13 protein-coding genes are annotated in these 16904 nt (G+C 45.2%); 9 read left to right on the forward strand and 4 right to left on the reverse strand.

What is annotated here, in order from left to right; all coding sequences use genetic code 11:
• Positions 1 to 4: 4 nt before the first annotated feature.
• Positions 5 to 1435, reverse strand: coding sequence for a helix-turn-helix transcriptional regulator (locus AC04Q6_RS12975; RefSeq protein WP_118062749.1), 1431 nt, complete (start codon positions 1433 to 1435; stop codon positions 5 to 7).
• Between the two features lie 514 nt (positions 1436 to 1949).
• Here AC04Q6_RS12975 and AC04Q6_RS12980 point away from each other — a divergent pair.
• The 5 genes from AC04Q6_RS12980 to AC04Q6_RS13000 all read left to right on the forward strand — a co-directional run bounded on the left by AC04Q6_RS12980 (position 1950) and on the right by AC04Q6_RS13000 (position 9113).
• Entirely contained in the window at positions 1950 to 2468 is a 519-nt protein-coding gene (locus tag AC04Q6_RS12980; protein ID WP_476389715.1) for a MarR family transcriptional regulator, read from the forward strand.
• Positions 2461 to 4623: an ABC transporter ATP-binding protein gene (locus AC04Q6_RS12985; protein ID WP_118169174.1), complete on the forward strand. Its 2163-nt coding sequence runs from the start codon at positions 2461 to 2463 to the stop codon at positions 4621 to 4623. Before AC04Q6_RS12980 ends, AC04Q6_RS12985 begins: the two co-directional genes overlap by 8 nt.
• On the forward strand, positions 4620 to 6461 hold the full coding sequence (locus AC04Q6_RS12990; RefSeq protein WP_118169176.1) for an ABC transporter ATP-binding protein: 1842 nt from the start codon (positions 4620 to 4622) through the stop codon (positions 6459 to 6461). Before AC04Q6_RS12985 ends, AC04Q6_RS12990 begins: the two co-directional genes overlap by 4 nt.
• A gap of 190 nt (positions 6462 to 6651) precedes the next feature.
• Positions 6652 to 6972 carry a putative heavy metal-binding protein gene (locus AC04Q6_RS12995; protein ID WP_021977063.1) on the forward strand — a complete coding sequence of 107 codons (321 nt, stop codon included), beginning with the start codon at positions 6652 to 6654 and terminating at the stop codon, positions 6970 to 6972.
• A gap of 5 nt (positions 6973 to 6977) precedes the next feature.
• The gene (locus AC04Q6_RS13000) at positions 6978 to 9113 is read left to right on the forward strand and encodes a UvrD-helicase domain-containing protein (RefSeq protein WP_476389716.1); all 2136 of its coding nucleotides are present in this window, start codon (positions 6978 to 6980) and stop codon (positions 9111 to 9113) included.
• Positions 9114 to 9218: 105 nt separating this feature from the next.
• On the opposite strand, the gene AC04Q6_RS13005 is transcribed toward AC04Q6_RS13000, so the two are convergent.
• Together AC04Q6_RS13005 and AC04Q6_RS13010 are read right to left on the reverse strand one after the other, a co-directional pair.
• Positions 9219 to 10349: a pyridoxal-phosphate-dependent aminotransferase family protein gene (locus AC04Q6_RS13005; RefSeq protein WP_118062753.1), complete on the reverse strand. Its 1131-nt coding sequence runs from the start codon at positions 10347 to 10349 to the stop codon at positions 9219 to 9221.
• A gap of 69 nt (positions 10350 to 10418) precedes the next feature.
• A complete protein-coding gene (locus tag AC04Q6_RS13010) occupies positions 10419 to 10976 on the reverse strand; it encodes an ECF transporter S component (RefSeq protein WP_118169179.1) in 558 nt (185 codons plus the stop codon).
• A gap of 400 nt (positions 10977 to 11376) precedes the next feature.
• On the opposite strand from AC04Q6_RS13010, the gene AC04Q6_RS13015 reads away from it, so the two are divergent.
• From AC04Q6_RS13015 to AC04Q6_RS13030, 4 genes are all read left to right on the forward strand, one after another.
• Entirely contained in the window at positions 11377 to 12510 is a 1134-nt protein-coding gene (locus AC04Q6_RS13015) for a hypothetical protein (protein ID WP_243006095.1), read from the forward strand.
• A 180-nt stretch (positions 12511 to 12690) separates the two neighbouring features.
• Positions 12691 to 13461, forward strand: coding sequence for a class I SAM-dependent DNA methyltransferase (locus AC04Q6_RS13020; protein ID WP_118169233.1), 771 nt, complete (start codon positions 12691 to 12693; stop codon positions 13459 to 13461).
• Positions 13462 to 13478: 17 nt separating this feature from the next.
• Positions 13479 to 14360, forward strand: coding sequence for an Hsp33 family molecular chaperone HslO (gene hslO, locus AC04Q6_RS13025; protein ID WP_118169181.1), 882 nt, complete (start codon positions 13479 to 13481; stop codon positions 14358 to 14360).
• A 19-nt stretch (positions 14361 to 14379) separates the two neighbouring features.
• Positions 14380 to 16329, forward strand: a complete 1950-nt coding sequence (locus AC04Q6_RS13030) for an NAD(+) synthase (protein ID WP_118169182.1) — start codon at positions 14380 to 14382, stop codon at positions 16327 to 16329.
• A 75-nt stretch (positions 16330 to 16404) separates the two neighbouring features.
• Here AC04Q6_RS13030 and AC04Q6_RS13035 read toward each other — a convergent pair whose 3' ends face one another.
• Positions 16405 to 16842 carry an FMN-binding protein gene (locus AC04Q6_RS13035; protein ID WP_021977071.1) on the reverse strand — a complete coding sequence of 146 codons (438 nt, stop codon included), beginning with the start codon at positions 16840 to 16842 and terminating at the stop codon, positions 16405 to 16407.
• Positions 16843 to 16904 lie beyond the last annotated feature (62 nt).

A 16904-nucleotide genomic window follows, 5' to 3' on the forward strand; every position in this document is an offset into this window, starting at 1 on the left:
GTGATCAGGGCATCAGCGCAATATACTGTTTCAGCAGATTCAGAGTTTCTTCTTTTGTGTAGACAAGAGGGCTTCCCGGCAGATTTTTAATAAATTCGCTGAAAATCTTGCACAGGGAATGTTCCTGAATATGGATATTGCAGCAATATGCTCCAAAAACAAAAGCGTTGGTTGTATAAATATGAATTCCGGTGGATGTGACATATATGGTTAAGTAGTCTGGCAACTGCAGGTGAGTGGGGCGAAGAATCAGTCCGGAAATAGTTTCATCGGAAATTTCTTTATACAGGGTTTTTAGCATTTGACGGATATCATCAGGATCCAGTGGTGGAACATACTGAGGTGGCATATCCTGCAGAACGCAGGTTTGTGTAAGATCAGACAGACCTTTTTCTGTAAAAACAGTAAGGTAAGTGATCTGATCCTGACGTAGTACGGAAAAATGCTGTTCCACAAGCTCGTACATAGGATGATAGGGCATATCGTTGCTGTTCAGATATTTTTTGATGATTGCAGGTGTTATATAGCGTCCGGGACAGGGCTGTGACATAAAAACCTGCATGGTATCCGGTGAAGTGCCGGCAATGTATTCCTGAAGGACTTCCATAATATTAGAACTGCACTGGATGAGGAGATCGCAGTTTTGCAGTTTCGTTTGAAAAAAATTGCGATAATAAGAAATTAATTCTGTGTTGTCACTGATCCTGGCAGTACTCAGATCTTCAGAAATCTGAAGCAGGCAGGATGGGGTAATGATATAGTAGATCAGAGGAGAAGCTGTAACTGCGTGCTGGTTTTCTGTAAAGTAATAAGGTTTATAACTGCCCCGGGAAGCAAGACACAGAGGAATTATGGAACCGAGCTTCTTTAGATTTCTGCGAGCCGGATTTGGAGACAGAGTACTGCTGACACGGCGCAGATAAAGAAGTTCACTGACTGAAAAATGATTCTCATTCAACCATAATTCCATAAATTCCATAGTAAGATCAAGTTTCTCTGGAAGGAACATCTGGATTTCTACATCTGTGTGATGAGATACTTCGTAGATTAATACTGAACGGATAATACTGCGAACAGCGTATTCTCCGTTGATCAGAGAATCGGTCAGAGGAAGCGAGTTTACTTTTGGGGGCGGAAACATGGAGAAATCAACAGATGCCAAAGTATTCAGAAAATCACAGACAGCCTGACGATTTTCATAGGCATCCTCACCCTGTAGACTGATGTCATGCAGGCGGAAAAATTCCTGACGTTCTTCTGTGCACAGACCAAAATAACGGGCCAGTATCTGCATGGCTTTATAAGAAAGAATCCGTTCATCTTTCAGGGCTTTGTGGATTGATGTCCTTTCAATTCCTGCATTGCGTGAAATTGAAGCAATGGATTCTCCACTTTGATCGATAAGTTTTCTGAGGTAGTTGCTGAATTTTGACATAAGGATCCTCCTGTTTATCGAGTTGTTAATCGTATTATAAAGCTGGAAAAAAGGATTTTCAATTTGTGACGGAAACTGTGACAGATGAATCTTATATTTGAGCACAAATATGAAAGTTTAACCAAATCAAGTAAGTCCCCTGCGGGGTTGCGAAAAGCAATAAGCAGTGGGTGGGGACTTGCTTGTATCAGGAAGAGTGCAAGATCCTCCTGATAAACTGCGGAGCAGTTATTTGGTGTAGAGCTGCGTAGCGAAGCGGATTGCGAATATCCGCTTGACAATTATTCTTTTTAAATAGATTAGCCAGACAAAACAATTATAAGATTTTGTTTCCGGTTAAAAATGCTTGTAAATCTAAAAAAAGTGTAAAATTCACAAAAAACAGTTGCATTTTTTGTGCAGATGTATATTATGTATAGTTAGCCGACTAATTAAAATATATGGCGAATATATTTATGAACAGGCAGCAGAACGGAGTCAGAACAGCTGTTTTGTTTATGAAAGGGGTGACAGTGTGCTTTGTGAGAAGGACGATGAGAAAGAGAAGCAGAGCAGTTTTTTATCTCTGTTTATGAAGGTGGACCGTCATTTTATAACGAAATGTTTTGGGCAGATGCAGGAACTTGGCATTTATCCGGGACAGATCCCGGTTCTGGGACTGGTGTCCAAGAAAGATGGCTTAAGTCAGAGGGAGCTGGCAAAGATCTTGCATATCAAGCCGCCTACGGTAAATGTATCGATACAGAGACTGGAGAAAGCAGGCTTTCTTTATAAGAAACCGGATGAAAAGGACCAGCGTGTGACCAGGATCTACATGACAGAAAAGGGAAAGGAAATCAAGGCAAAAGCACTGGAACGGATCCATAAAAATGAGGCTGTGATGATGGAAGGCTTCAGTGAGGCGGAAAAGTGCCTGCTTCGGAGATTTCTGGAGCAGATCCTTGTAAATATCGAAAAGATCCAGCCGGAGGAATTTACAGGAAAGACTCCGATGGAGGAAATAACAGAAAAGGAGGAACAGAAACGTGATTAAACTGATGAAATATCTGAAACGTTCAGCGGGCTATATCGTGCTCATCATTGCGCTTCTTTTTCTTCAGGCATACTGTGATCTGTCGCTGCCGGATTATACATCCAAGATCATTAATGTAGGAATCCAGCAGAACGGTATTGAGGACAGTGTCCCTGAGAAGATCAGAAAAACATCCATGGACAACCTGAAATTGTTTATGGATGAAGCCGATGTGAAAACCGTTGATAAATTTTATGAGGAAGATGGAGACAATCTGGTATTAAAAGATAAGGTTTCCGAAGAAGACAGAGATAAGCTGAATGATATTTTCGGCAAACCGATGGTGATCGTTTCCACTCTGACCTCGGATAGTAAGGAAACCAAAGCAACTCTTGCAAAAATGGACATTCCGGAAGGAACGGACCCCATGGAAGCACTTTCCCAGATGCCGCCAGAGGCACTTGCTGCAATGAAGGAACAGGTCAGTGAAAAGATCGACAAGATGCAGGATTCCATTATCACACAGGCAGGTGTTTCCTATGTCCGTGCAGAGTATGAAGCAATGGGTGAGGATGTGGATGCCATTCAGATGGATTATATGAAATCCACCGGCCTGCGGATGATCCTGATGGCGCTGATCACTATGATGGCAGCGGTCTGTGTGGTATTTCTTTCCTCCAGGGTTGCCGCTTCTCTTGGACATGATTTGAGAAACAGTGTTTACAATAAAGTAATCGGATTTTCCAGCAGAGAATACCATAAATTTTCAACCGCTTCCCTGATCACAAGATGTACCAATGATATCCAGCAGGTGCAGCAGGTAATGGCCATGCTGTTTCGAATCGTTCTGTACGCGCCGATCCTTGGTGTTGGCGGTGTGCTCCGTGTGCTGAATACGGATGCATCCATGACATGGATCCTTGGCGTAGCAGTGGCACTGATCCTGCTTGTGATCTTTGTGCTGTTCCAGGTGGCAATGCCCAAATTTACGATCCTGCAGACTCTGATCGACAAGCTGAACCTGGTTACCAGAGAGATCCTTACCGGTATCCCGGTAATCCGTGCGTTCAGTCGTGAGAAACATGAGGAAGAGCGTTTTGAGGAGGCCAATGCCACACTTACCAGAACAAACCTGTTTGTAAACAGATGTATGACTTTTATGATGCCGACCATGATGCTGATCATGAACGGAGTGTCGGTTCTTATCATCTACAGTGGCGCACATGCAGTTGACAACGGAACCATGCAGGTTGGAAATGTTATGGCGTTTATCCAGTATGCAATGCAGATCATTATGTCATTTTTGATGATCACCGCCATGTCCATTATGCTTCCAAGAGCCAATGTTGCAGCACTTCGTATTGATGAGGTCCTGAAAACAGAGGTCAGTGTCCATGATCCGGAGAATCCGGTGAAACCAGAGGCACAGACAAAAGGAACCGTAGAATTCGATCATGTAAGCTTTGCTTATCCGGAAGCCGGAGAGAATGTCCTGACTGACATTTCCTTTAAGGCAGAAAAAGGTGAGACCGTTGCCGTAATCGGAAGTACCGGAAGCGGAAAGAGTACTCTGGTAAATCTGATCCCGAGATTTTATGATGCAACAGAAGGTGCTGTTAAGATTGACGGTGTGGATGTCCGTGAAATGACGCAGAAGGATGTACGTGAGAGACTGGGATATGTTCCGCAGAAGGGAATCCTGTTCTCAGGAACCATCGATTCCAACATCCGTTATGGAAAAACGGATATTTCAGAGGAAGAAGTAAAGGAAGCTGCCCAGGTAGCACAGGCAGAAGAATTTATCGTTACAAAGCCGGAGGGCTATGAGTCACCGATCGCCCAGGGCGGAAGCAATGTTTCCGGTGGTCAGAAGCAGAGACTTTCCATTGCGAGAGCCATTGCCAAGAAACCGGAGATCTTTATCTTTGATGACAGCTTCTCAGCACTGGATTTCAAGACAGACAGTACATTACGTAAAGCACTGAAGGAGCATACAAAAGATACAACAACGATCATCGTTGCACAGCGTATCAGTACCATTCTCAATGCAGATAAGATCATTGTACTGGATGATGGCCGTATGGCAGGAATCGGAACACATAAAGAGCTTATGAAGAACTGTGAGGTATATCGTCAGATTGCCATGAGTCAGCTTTCAGAGGAGGAATTGGCATGAGTGAGCAGAGAAGACGAAAAGGGCCTATGGGAGGCCGTGGAATGCAGCCCACCGAAAAGGCCAAGGACTTTAAAGGGGCAATGGCCAAACTGTTCCGTTATATGGGACGCTACAAATTCCGTTTTATGCTGATGTTCGTATTTGCGGTAGCAGGTACGGTATTTAATATCGTAGGTCCGAAGATCCTTGGAAAAGCAACCACAGAGCTTTATAAAGGACTGGTTGCCAAGGTTAATGGAACCGGCGGAATTGATTTTGAGAAGATCGGAATGATCCTTCTGTGGACACTTGGATTATATCTGGCAAGTGCACTGTTTTCTTTTATACAGGGATTTGTAATGACCGGTATCTCCAACGATGTCACATATAATCTGAGAAAAGATATTTCAAAGAAGATCAACCGTCTTCCTATGAATTATTTTGAGAGCCGTACCAACGGTGAGATCCTTTCCAGAGTGACCAATGATGTGGATACGCTGCAGATGAGCCTGAACCAGAGTATGACACAGCTGATCACATCTGTGACAACACTGATCGGTGTCTTTATCATGATGCTGTCTATCAATGTATGGATGACACTGGCAGCACTTTTGATCCTGCCGGTTTCCATGCTTATCATCAACAAGGTAATGAAGCATTCCCAGAAATACTTCCAGGCACAGCAGGATTATCTGGGAAGAGTTAACGGCCAGATCGAGGAAAACTTCGGCGGACATGATGTTGTACGTGTATTTAACAAAGAGCAGGATGTTCTCACCGAGTTTGAACGTGATAACGGAAAGCTGTATGAGTCTGCATGGAAATCTCAGTTCTTTTCCGGAATGATGATGCCGATCATGCAGTTTGTGGGAAACCTGGGATATGTAATGGTTGCGCTTTTAGGTGGTATTTTTGTGATCAAAGGCAGGATCGAGGTTGGTGATATCCAGTCTTTCTTCCAGTACATCCGTAACTTTACACAGCCGATCCAGCAGATCGCTCAGGTTACCAACCTTCTGCAGTCCTCTGCAGCAGCTTCCGAGCGAGTATTTGAATTCCTGGAGGAACCGGAGGAAGAACTTCAGCCGGAGCATCCGGATTCCATTGAAGGACTGGAAGGAAATGTACAGTTTGAGCATGTAAAATTCGGATACAACCCGGATAAGATCATTATCAATGACTTTTCCGCAAATGTTCATGACGGACAGAAGATCGCCATTGTAGGACCTACCGGCGCCGGAAAAACAACCATGGTAAAACTGCTGATGCGTTTCTATGATGTAAATGGCGGAAGTATCAAGGTGGATGGACATGATATCCGTAACTTCAACCGCAGTAATCTCCGTGAGATGTTCGGAATGGTGCTGCAGGATACCTGGCTGTTTTCCGGAACCATTATGGAAAACATCCGTTACGGAAGGCTGGATGCAACCGATGAAGAGATTATCGCAGCTGCAAAAGCGGCTCACATCCATAACTTTATCATGCAGCAGCCCAGGGGATATCAGATGGTTCTGGATGAGGAGACCAGCAATGTTTCCCAGGGTCAGAAACAGCTGCTCACCATTGCAAGAGCCATTCTTGCAGATAACAAGATCCTGATCCTGGATGAGGCCACATCTTCCGTAGATACCAGAACCGAGATGCAGATCCAGAAGGCCATGGATAACCTGATGAAGGGCAGAACCAGCTTTGTCATTGCTCATAGGCTTTCCACCATTAGAGATGCAGATCTGATCCTGGTTATGAAAGACGGAGATATTATCGAGCAGGGCAATCATGAAGAACTGCTGGCACGAAAAGGATTTTATGCAGATCTTTATAATAGTCAGTTCGAGAAAAAAGAGGCACAGGCATAAGCTGATAGAAAGACAAAGTGTTATTATATAAAAAAAAGAGCGAAGCGGATTCCGAACGTCCGCTTCGCTTTTTTACTCTATACATCCGTTCCGCTTTCAGGTATAATTCTGTAGTAAGGACTCTGAAACAGGGCTTTCAAAAAAGGCTCCGGAGTATCTATAAAAAATGAAAGAAACGGGAGGATTTACCATGATCATAACAACAACACCATCGGTAGAGGGAAGAGCAATCCGTGAATATAAAGGAATCGCATTCGGAGAAGTGATCACAGGAGTGAATGTTATCAAGGACCTTGGCGCAGGTCTTCGGAATTTTTTCGGCGGAAGAAGTGCCGGATATGAGGAAGAGCTTCAGAAAGCCAGAGAAGAGGCACTGAAAGAGCTGGAGCAGCGCGCGGCAGCAATGGGTGCCAATGCAGTGATCGGTGTGGATATTGATTATGAAGTGCTTGGCGCAGATAATGGCATGCTGATGGTTACAGCAAGCGGAACAGCGGTAGTGGTGGATTAAGGCGTATGGCAGCAGTAAAAAACGGACGGGAATATCTTGCACATGTGACAGAAACTCTGCGTTACCGGATCACACAGCTGGATGATTCCATAGAGGCCGGACAGAAAGAAATCGAAGGGATGCACGAGTACTACTGGGAAAACTACACAGAGATGGACCAGTATGGCTATGAAAATTTTGATAATCAGCAGGCGCTTCTCCATGAGATCAATGCAAGCAATGAGAAGATCGAACTGCGGCGCAGATTCCGTAAAATGATGGATTCCCCATTCTTCGGAAGAGTGGATTTCTGTTATGAGGGCGACGAAGAGCCTGAGATTTTTTATATTGGTATCGCAAATCTTGCGGAGGAAAACGGCGGCCTTCCGCTGATCTATGACTGGAGAGCACCGGTGTCCGGACTGTTCTATGATTTTGACAAAGGACCGGCATCCTATCAGGCACCACTGGGAGAAATCCACGGTGATATTGCAGCCAAGTGGCAGTATAAGATCCGTGGTGGAAAAATGATCTACGAGTTTGAAAGTGATGTAAAGATTGACGATGAGATCCTGAAGGCAGAGCTTGGAAGCAACGGAGACGTACAGTTGAAAAACATTATCCGTACGATTCAGAAAGAGCAGAATGCCATTATCCGAAATACTTCAGATCGGATCATGGTGATCCAGGGAGCAGCAGGAAGCGGTAAGACATCTATTGCCCTGCACAGGATTGCCTATCTTCTTTATCATGACCGGAAGAACCTGAAATCTTCTTCTGTACTGGTACTTTCACCCAACGGTGTGTTCTCGGATTATATTTCGCATATTCTGCCGGAGCTTGGTGAAGAGAATATCCGTGAGATGAGTTTTGATCTTTTTGCCTATAAGAGACTGAAGAATACAGTGTCAGACTGCGAGGACCGCTATGATCTGATCGAGCGTCAGATCGCAGGATTGTGCGATGAGAAACTTCTGAAGGAAAAACAGTCCCGGGATTTTCTGGACCGCATGGAAGGGTATCTGGTAGAACTGGAAGACAGCCTTATGAATTTCCGGGATGTGGAACATCGTGGCGTAGTCAAAAAAGAGCAGGAGATCATCGAGCTCTTTTACTTTAAATTTATGGATATCCCGCTGCTTTCTAGAATGGATGCAGTGGCAGAGTATTTCATTGACGAGGTGGAAACGCTGAAGGGATTTGACCTTCCGGAGGAAGAACGGGATGCAGTGAAGAGCCGTTTTTACCGGATGTATGAGACGAGAGATCTCTATGTTCTGTATAACCGGTTCCTGAAACAGGAGGGATTTCCGTCCCTTCCACAGGTACAGTACGAAAAAAGAAAGCTTCGTTATGAGGATGTATATCCGATCCTGTATCTGAAATACCGTCTGGAAACCCAGCAGGAGGACAGTGGGGTACGTCATCTGATCGTAGATGAGATGCAGGATTATTCCATGATCCAGTATCTGATCATCCAGAAACTTTTCAAATGCAAAATGACGATCCTTGGAGACCGGGAGCAGACTATGGACGGGGATCAGCAGGATGTTCTCACATTTCTTCCGAAGATCTTTGGAAAAGATATCCGCAGGATCGTGATGAACAAGAGCTACCGGAATACCATTGAAATCGCTTCCTATGCGAATCAACTTGCCGGGATCACGGAAGTGGAGCTTTTTGAACGCCATGGAAAACCGGTGGAGGAAAAAGAATTTCCGGGGCTTATCGAGGCATTGGAGCGCGTGGTGAAGGAACTGAAACTGGAGAAGCAGGCAGTGACGGAAGCTGAAGCAGACAGAATGAAAATGGCAGATATGGAGACAGCCGGTGCGGAAGGCCAGGAAGAATTTTCTTACGAGACAGCAGCGGTGATAACAAGAACTGCAGATGAGGCAAGAGAAGCATACTATATCCTTCAGAAAAAACTGGAAGCAGAAGGATTTGATACAAAGGAGCGGCTGTCCCTGCTTCACAGAGACAGTACAAACTTCAAAAAAGGTCTTACGGTTACCACCTTTTATATGGCAAAAGGCCTGGAATTTGACCAGGTATTTTCGGTATTTCCGGGAGCAGACCGAAGCCCTATCGTGCAGAGAGCCAGATATATTGCGGCAACCAGAGCGCTTCATGAATTGTATATGTATGAAATAACAGAATAAAAAATAATACAAAACGCTGTAAAAGGAAATCGTGGTACAAAATTCCTTTTACAGCGTTTTTGGATGATTTTTTGATAAAGAATTAAAAGATATAATAGAGTTGTTCTATTTCATGTTTTCACAGAAGATTTCTTCCATAGATCCGGTAAGCGGGACACCAAGTTTCCGTAAGATTCCGTCCAGAGCGTGGAAAACGTCGCGTACATTGTAGAAAGTTGCATTGTTTCCCATGTGGCCGATGCGGATGACCTTGCCTGCGAGAACATCGAAAGAACCTGCAAGCATGATGTTGTAGTCTTTTTTGACTCCGTCCAGGATCGCAGCGGCTGTGGTGCATTCCGGAACTTCAAAAACAGTTACAGTGTTGGAATAGCCGCTGTGGAGATACAGCTTAAGTCCGGCTCCTGTAATGGCCTTTCGGGAGGCTGCGGCGATTTTGGCATGGCGTGTAAGGATCCCGGGATCATCGGCAATGTTGTCAATAGCAGCCCGCAGGCCATAGATATCGCTGATCGGCATGGTATATGGAAACCATTTTTCTTCATAATAATGTGCAAAGGTTGTGAGATTTGCGTAGAAAGAAGCAATGGGTGTCTTTCTTTCAGTCATTGCCTTCTTTGCATCGCTGCTGACTACAACAAAGGTAAGTCCCGGAGGTGCGGATACCACCTTCTGTGATCCGCCGCACATGATATCAATCTGACATGCATCAATGTTCAGTGGTTCGCCGAAAGAAGCAGAGACAGAATCTACAACGGTAAGGATTCCATATTTTTTAAGAAGGGGACAGATGGCAGCGACATCGTTGAGCATACCACTTGGAGTATCGCCGTGAACTACGGTTGCATATTTGTAATCATGGTTATCTGCAAGAAAATCTTCCAGTTCCTTCACATCGAGGGTATTCCGGTAATCTCGGGTATAAAGTTCCGGTTTGCCTCCGTACATGGAAACAAAATCGGCAAAGCCTTTTCCATAGATACCATTGTCGAGAACGAGAACCTTATCTCCAGGCTCAGTCATGGAAGCGATGGCAGCCTCCAGACCAAGAATACCCTCACCACTTAAGATGAGGGTTTCATTGGAGGTGTGGAGAAGAGCGCTGATCTTCTCACAGGTTTCTTTATAAAATTCGACAAAATCTTCGTCCAGATCCGGGTTGGTGCATTCAAGACTTCTTGCCAGGCGGACGTTTTCTGCGACCTGTGTAGGTCCCGGTGTCATGATCTTATACATAAACTCACCTCTTGTTTTTCTTATAGCAGTTTCAGAAATTGATGCATTAATTTATGGAACTGCTATAGGCTATTTTTTTAATCCTGTTTTTCTTGCAGCAAGGTTTAACGGAGTGATCACTACGAGAACGATAACTGCTGCGACACCGATCTGTACCAGGTTTCCGGGAATGGAAGATACCGGTGCCAGAGGGTTTCCGTAGATGATAACTTCTGCGATATAATAACCGACAACCTTGATCACGCAGGCTGCGGCGATGGCGATCACATACCATTTCATGTTCTGATGTTTATGGTCTTCCGTGATCTTACCTACGGTGAATCCCATAATGCCTACAATGATAAGGGTAAATGGTGCCCAAAGAGTCCAGCCGGAGAGAAGGTCGAATAAGCCCATTCCGATTCCACCTGCGATGGCTCCGGTTTTCTTTCCGAATAGAATGGCACCGATGAAGAGCGGTACATTTCCAAGATGGATCAGTCCGCCGTTGGCTGCAATTGGAAGCTTGACGTTAATAAATGCGGTGAAGATATAAGTCAGCGCAACAAATACGGCTGTGATGGTGAGAAACTGAACAGATGAAAGTTCCTGATCAGTTTTCTGAGATGTCTGAATTGCTTTTTCCATAGTTATGAATCCTTTCCCGAAAACATCAATATATGGATGTCCTCTTTTCATATGTTTTTGGTTGGGTATACTTTACAACATGAGTGTATACGAATAAAGACACAATTATCGAAAAAAAAAGGGGACAGATTAAAACAAAACAGAAATTCCGCAGAGGCAGTGTAAAATCGGAAATACAGGATCAGAAGCAGAATAGAATAAGATAGGCACATCTGGGGAGATTATAATATAGGAAAAATTCTGTACGGAATGGGATATTTGTTTACAGGATATTCATAAAGTACAGGGAGAAATCAATTGACAAAGTTGTAATAAAATCGTAAAATATAGCAAAGAGTGTGTTCAGGAGCGAATATTCCGGACACACTTTGTGACTGATGATGATTATGAGGAGGATACTATGAAGAATAAAAAATTTATCGCACTTTTAGCTATGACTGTTGCTCTTTCTGGTGTCATGACTGCATGTGGCTTCGGAGGAGATAAAAATGACAGCGTGGTTGTGGAGGCTACTCCTACTCCTGCACCGGCGAAGAAAGCGAAGGTGACACCGACTGTTGCAGCAGATGCACAGAATACAACTTATACATCCAAAGATAAATCCGTAGCGATCAAGCTTCCGGATGCAACCTGGGCCAATAAATCCGATGAGACGGATATGTTAAGTTTTGAGTCTCCGGATCAGGGTAAGATCCTGATCCTTCACGGTTCCGGTGCGGATCTGGAGTCTGCAGTAATTCCGAATTCACAGGATATGGCCGTTTCCATGACACAGGCAGAGAACATGGTAAATGGAACGGACTTTGAGATCCAGGATTATAAGTCAGACCAGAAAGACGGAGTTAATATCTATTCCTACACTGTAAAATACAAGGATACAACCAAGAGTGATGGTTATGTATATGCCATCAATAAATATTTTGTAAATGACAGCGAGTATTACAGCCTTGTGGCATCTGTTAAAAAAGAGGATGCTCTGAAAAAGGTTCAGGAGTCTGTCGACAGCTTTGCAATCCTTGGTGATTCCACTCTGAAGAGTGCGGCAAATGGTTCCGCAGCCAAGACTGCCGGTAAAGGTAATGCAGCAGCTTCCTCTGACGGAAGTGCATCTGCAGATGGTAATGCAGCAGCTTCTTCTAACGGAACAGCAGCAGATGGAACTGCAGCTGCCGACGGAAGCACATCTACAGACGGAAGTGCAGCATCTGACGGAACATCTACAGACGGAAGCAGTACATCTGACGGTTCTTCCGATGGAACTGCATCCACTGACAGCAGCTCCTCCGGTGCTATTGTAAATGGCGGATTTACAGATGAGCAGCTTGGCAACACAGATGAGACAAGAACCATCTACAGAAACTCCGACGGTAAGCCGCGTGTTATCGTTCCGGACGGAAATGGTAAATGGATGGATAACGAAGGAAACCGTTTCACCTTCTCTTCTGAGAATGACTGCGATGTATATGAAGAGGATGGAACAAGCTTCTACTGGCATGGTGAAGGTGCAGATGTATACTATATGCCTGTACAGTAAAGCCTGGATCAGTCAGAAGGATATTGGGTTAAATAAGAGTTCCGGGATCACAGCTTATGGGGCTGCGGTCCCGGATTTTTTGTGCTATATTATGTCAGAGGCGTATACTTATGCAGGAAGACATGATATAATGTGAACGCTGCGGGCGATGAACAGCCCGGAAAATATTTGGAGGTTTTTATGGAAGCATACAGCGATTTTGCCAGAGTTTATGATATCTTCATGGACAATGTGGAATATGAAAAATGGGCGGAATATCTGATCGGAAGCCTTAAGGAATACGGAATTGAAGACGGGATCGTGCTGGAACTTGGCTGCGGGACCGGAGTGATGACGGAACTTCTGGCAGAGTCCGGTTATGATATGATCGGTGTGGATAATTCCGAGGAAATGCTGGGCGAGGCCATGGAAAAACGGGCAGAGTCCGGTCATGAGATCCTTTATCTGGAGCAGGATATGCGGGAGTTTGAACTTTACGGAACAGTGCGGGCTATCGTCAGCGTCTGTGACTGTATGAATTATATTACAGAGGAAGAAGATCTTCTTACTGTATTTAAACTGGTGAATAATTATCTTGATCCGGATGGAATTTTTATATTTGATATGAATACGCCGTATAAATACCGGGAAATACTTGGAAATACGACTATTGCGGAGAATCGGGAAGAGGGCAGTTTTATCTGGGAAAATGAATTTGACGAAGAGACAGGAATTAACGTTTATGATCTGACTCTGTTCCTTCCAAGAGAAGACGGACTTTATGAGAGAGATGAAGAAATCCATTACCAGAAGGCCTATGAGCCGGAGAAAATCCGGGAATTGCTTGAAAAGGCAGGCCTTATCCCTCTGGCAGTTTATGATGCATACACCAAGGATGCACCGAAACCGGACAGCGGAAGACTGACCTTTGTGGCAAGAGAACATGGCAAGGGAAGTACGGCAGAAGAGTAATTAAGGAGGAATTTTATATGAGCGATTATATTGTAAGAGCAACTGCGGCAAATAGCCAGATTCGTGCATTTGCGGCTGTGACAACAGATATGGTGGAGACAGCGAGAAAGGATCATAATACCAGCCCGGTAGCAACTGCGGCACTGGGACGTCTCCTTACCGGTGGAGCTATGATGGGAGCCATGATGAAAGGGGAAAAAGATCTCCTGACACTTCGTATCCATGCGGGCGGACCGCTGCAGGGAATCACGGTAACGGCAGACTCTCACGGAAATGTAAAAGGTTATGTAGGAAATCCGGATGTGTGTATTCCGGCAAACAGCAAAGGCAAACTGGATGTTGCGGGAGCTGTTGGTGTAGGTTTTATGGATGTGATCAAGGATATGGGACTGAAGGAACCGTATGTTGGTCAGGTTGCACTTCAGACCAGTGAGATCGCGGAAGACCTTACGTATTATTTTGCAACCAGTGAGCAGGTTCCGTCTGCAGTAGGACTGGGCGTGCTGATGAATAAGGATAATACGGTTCGTCAGGCTGGCGGTTTTATTGTGCAGCTGATGCCTTTTGCAGAGGAAGAGGTGATCGCAAAGCTTGAAGAAAACGTATCAAAAATAGATTCTGTTACCAGTCTTCTGGAGCAGGGACATACACCGGAAAGTCTTCTTGAGAAAGTACTGGAAGGTTTTGATGTGGAGATCAATGATACACTGCCAACACAGTTCTACTGCAACTGCAGCAGGGAACGTGTGGAAAAAGCGCTGATCAGCATTGGAAGAAAAGAACTCAACGAGATGGTCCAGGAAGGCAAGGACATTGAGATGAACTGCCATTTCTGCAATAAAAATTATAAATTCAGCGTGGAAGATCTTAAGAGAATCATAAAAGAGTGCAAGCGATAAGCCGCAGGAGGAAGAAAAAATGAAGCATGGTTTTATCAAGGTGGCAGCAGCAACGCCGAGAGTTACCGTTGCAGACTGCAAGGCAAACGGGGAGGAGATCCTGAAAGCCATTCATGAAATGGAAAAAGAGCATGTCAAGCTGATGGTATTTCCGGAATTCTGTATCACAGGATATACCTGTCACGATCTTTTTCTTCAGAGATGCCTTCTGGACAGTGCGTGGGATGAACTTCTCCATATTGCAGATGAGACAAAAGAGACAGATGCCCTGATTTTTGTGGGACTTCCACTGCGTCACAGAGGCAAACTTTATAATGTGGCAGCTGCCCTGAATCATGGCCGTATCGTGGGATTTGTGCCGAAGACTCATATTCCCAATTATAATGAGTTTTATGAGCAGAGACAGTTCGCCGGTGCAGAGGAAGAAGATGTGGAATTTGTGGACTTCCTGAAAGGCGTGAAAAATGAGGAAGATGAGTTCTGGGATGAAATTCCTTTTGGAACAGACCTGATCTTTGAGTGTGAGGAATTCCCGGAATTCACTGTTGCGGCAGAGCTCTGTGAGGATCTCTGGGTTCCGGCACCGCCAAGTATCCGTCATGCCATCAACGGCGCCCATATTATCGTCAATCTTTCTGCCAGCGATGAGATGGTAGGGAAGGATTCCTACCGGAGAACTCTGGTAAGCGGGCAGTCCGCACGGCTGATCTGCGGATATATTTACGCAAGCGCAGGAGAGGGCGAGTCCACTCAGGATCTTGTGTTCGGCGGACAGAATATGATCGCGGAAAATGGCTCCATGCTTGCGGAAAGCAGACGTTTTGAGAACGGCATTATTTACAGTGAGATCGATGTACAGAGACTGGCTGATGAGAGAAGAAGAATGTCCACATATCCGGCAGTTTCCATCTGTAGCCATACAAGAGTTGGTTTTTCCGTAGCAGAGGAAGAAACCAGACTTACCAGAAAGTATCCGCAGTATCCGTTCGTTCCGTCTGTGAAGGAAGAACGTGATGAGCGCTGTGAGGAGATCCTGAATATCCAGGCTATGGGACTTAAGAAACGTATGGAACATATCCACAGCAGGAGTGCGGTGGTAGGACTTTCCGGCGGGCTGGATTCCACACTGGCGCTTCTTGTAATGGCGCGTGCTTTTGACCGGATGGGAATGCCGAGAGATCAGATCCACTGTGTGACCATGCCGTGTTTTGGAACCACAGACAGAACCTATCAGAATGCCTGCAAGTTAAGCCGCTGCCTTGGTGCAAAACTTACTGAGGTGAATATTAAAGAGGCGGTAAATGTACACTTCCGGGATATCGGACATGATCCGGACATCCACGATGTGACTTATGAGAACAGTCAGGCACGTGAGCGTACCCAGATCCTGATGGATACGGCAAACAAGGAGGGTGGAGTTCTTGTGGGAACGGGAGATCTTTCCGAGCTGGCTCTTGGATGGGCAACCTACAATGGTGACCATATGTCCATGTATGGCGTGAATGCTTCTGTCCCGAAGACACTGGTACGTCATCTGGTACGTTATTATGCGGATACCTGCGGGGATGAGGAGTTGAAAGAAGTTCTTCTGGATATTCTGGATACGCCGGTCAGCCCTGAGCTTCTGCCGCCGAAGGATGGCAAGATCGCCCAGAAGACCGAAGATCTGGTAGGACCTTATGAACTCCATGATTTCTATCTGTATTACATGCTGCGTGCAGGATTTACACCGGATAAGATCTATCGGCTTGCCTGCCTGACTTTTGACGGAATTTATGATAAAGAGACGATCCTGAAATGGCTGAAAACCTTCTACCGGAGATTTTTTGCCCAGCAGTTCAAGCGTTCCTGCCTGCCGGATGGACCGAAGGTAGGTAGTGTGGCACTTTCTCCAAGGGGAGATTTAAGAATGCCAAGTGATGCAAGTGCAAGGATCTGGCAGGATGTGCTGGAGAAGATTGAAATCTGAAGATAGATCACAGAGTGTAATGGAAAGGTACGATTTATGATCGGATTTACCTGACATGATAAAAAAGCGGAGAGCTTATGTGTTCTCCGCTTTTTTTACTGCGTCTGTGATGGCCGAAAGGAGTACCTGGGAGGTATATTTCCGGTCTCCTGCATACTGAATGTCCTCCAGGGACTGGCTGGAATAAATCTGGCTTGCCAGGGAATTCAGAACCGGCTCCATGAGAGGGTAGGAAGCTTTTGTTGTTTCGCTTAAGTTTACCAGACGAATGGCTTTGATCTTGTCAGCGTTTACGGTGACTTCCACATCAAAGGTATTATCATTCAGGGTAATGGAAGAGGTGTATACACCCGGTTTGTAGCGGGATTTTTCGCCGGCTGTATGGCTGGCAGTTTTTCCGGGACCGAACATGAAGAAAAGGATAACAGCCAGAACAACAGCCAGAGCCAGAAAGACGGCTGTGTAGATGATCTCTTTCATATGTAGGACGATGATCCTGGTTTTGGAACTCATGGCGCACGCCTCCCGAAGCTTTTTATATAGTTTATTAAAGAGATGGAGAAATTATGCCAGAG

The organism is Blautia sp. HA9023, from assembly GCF_056504095.1.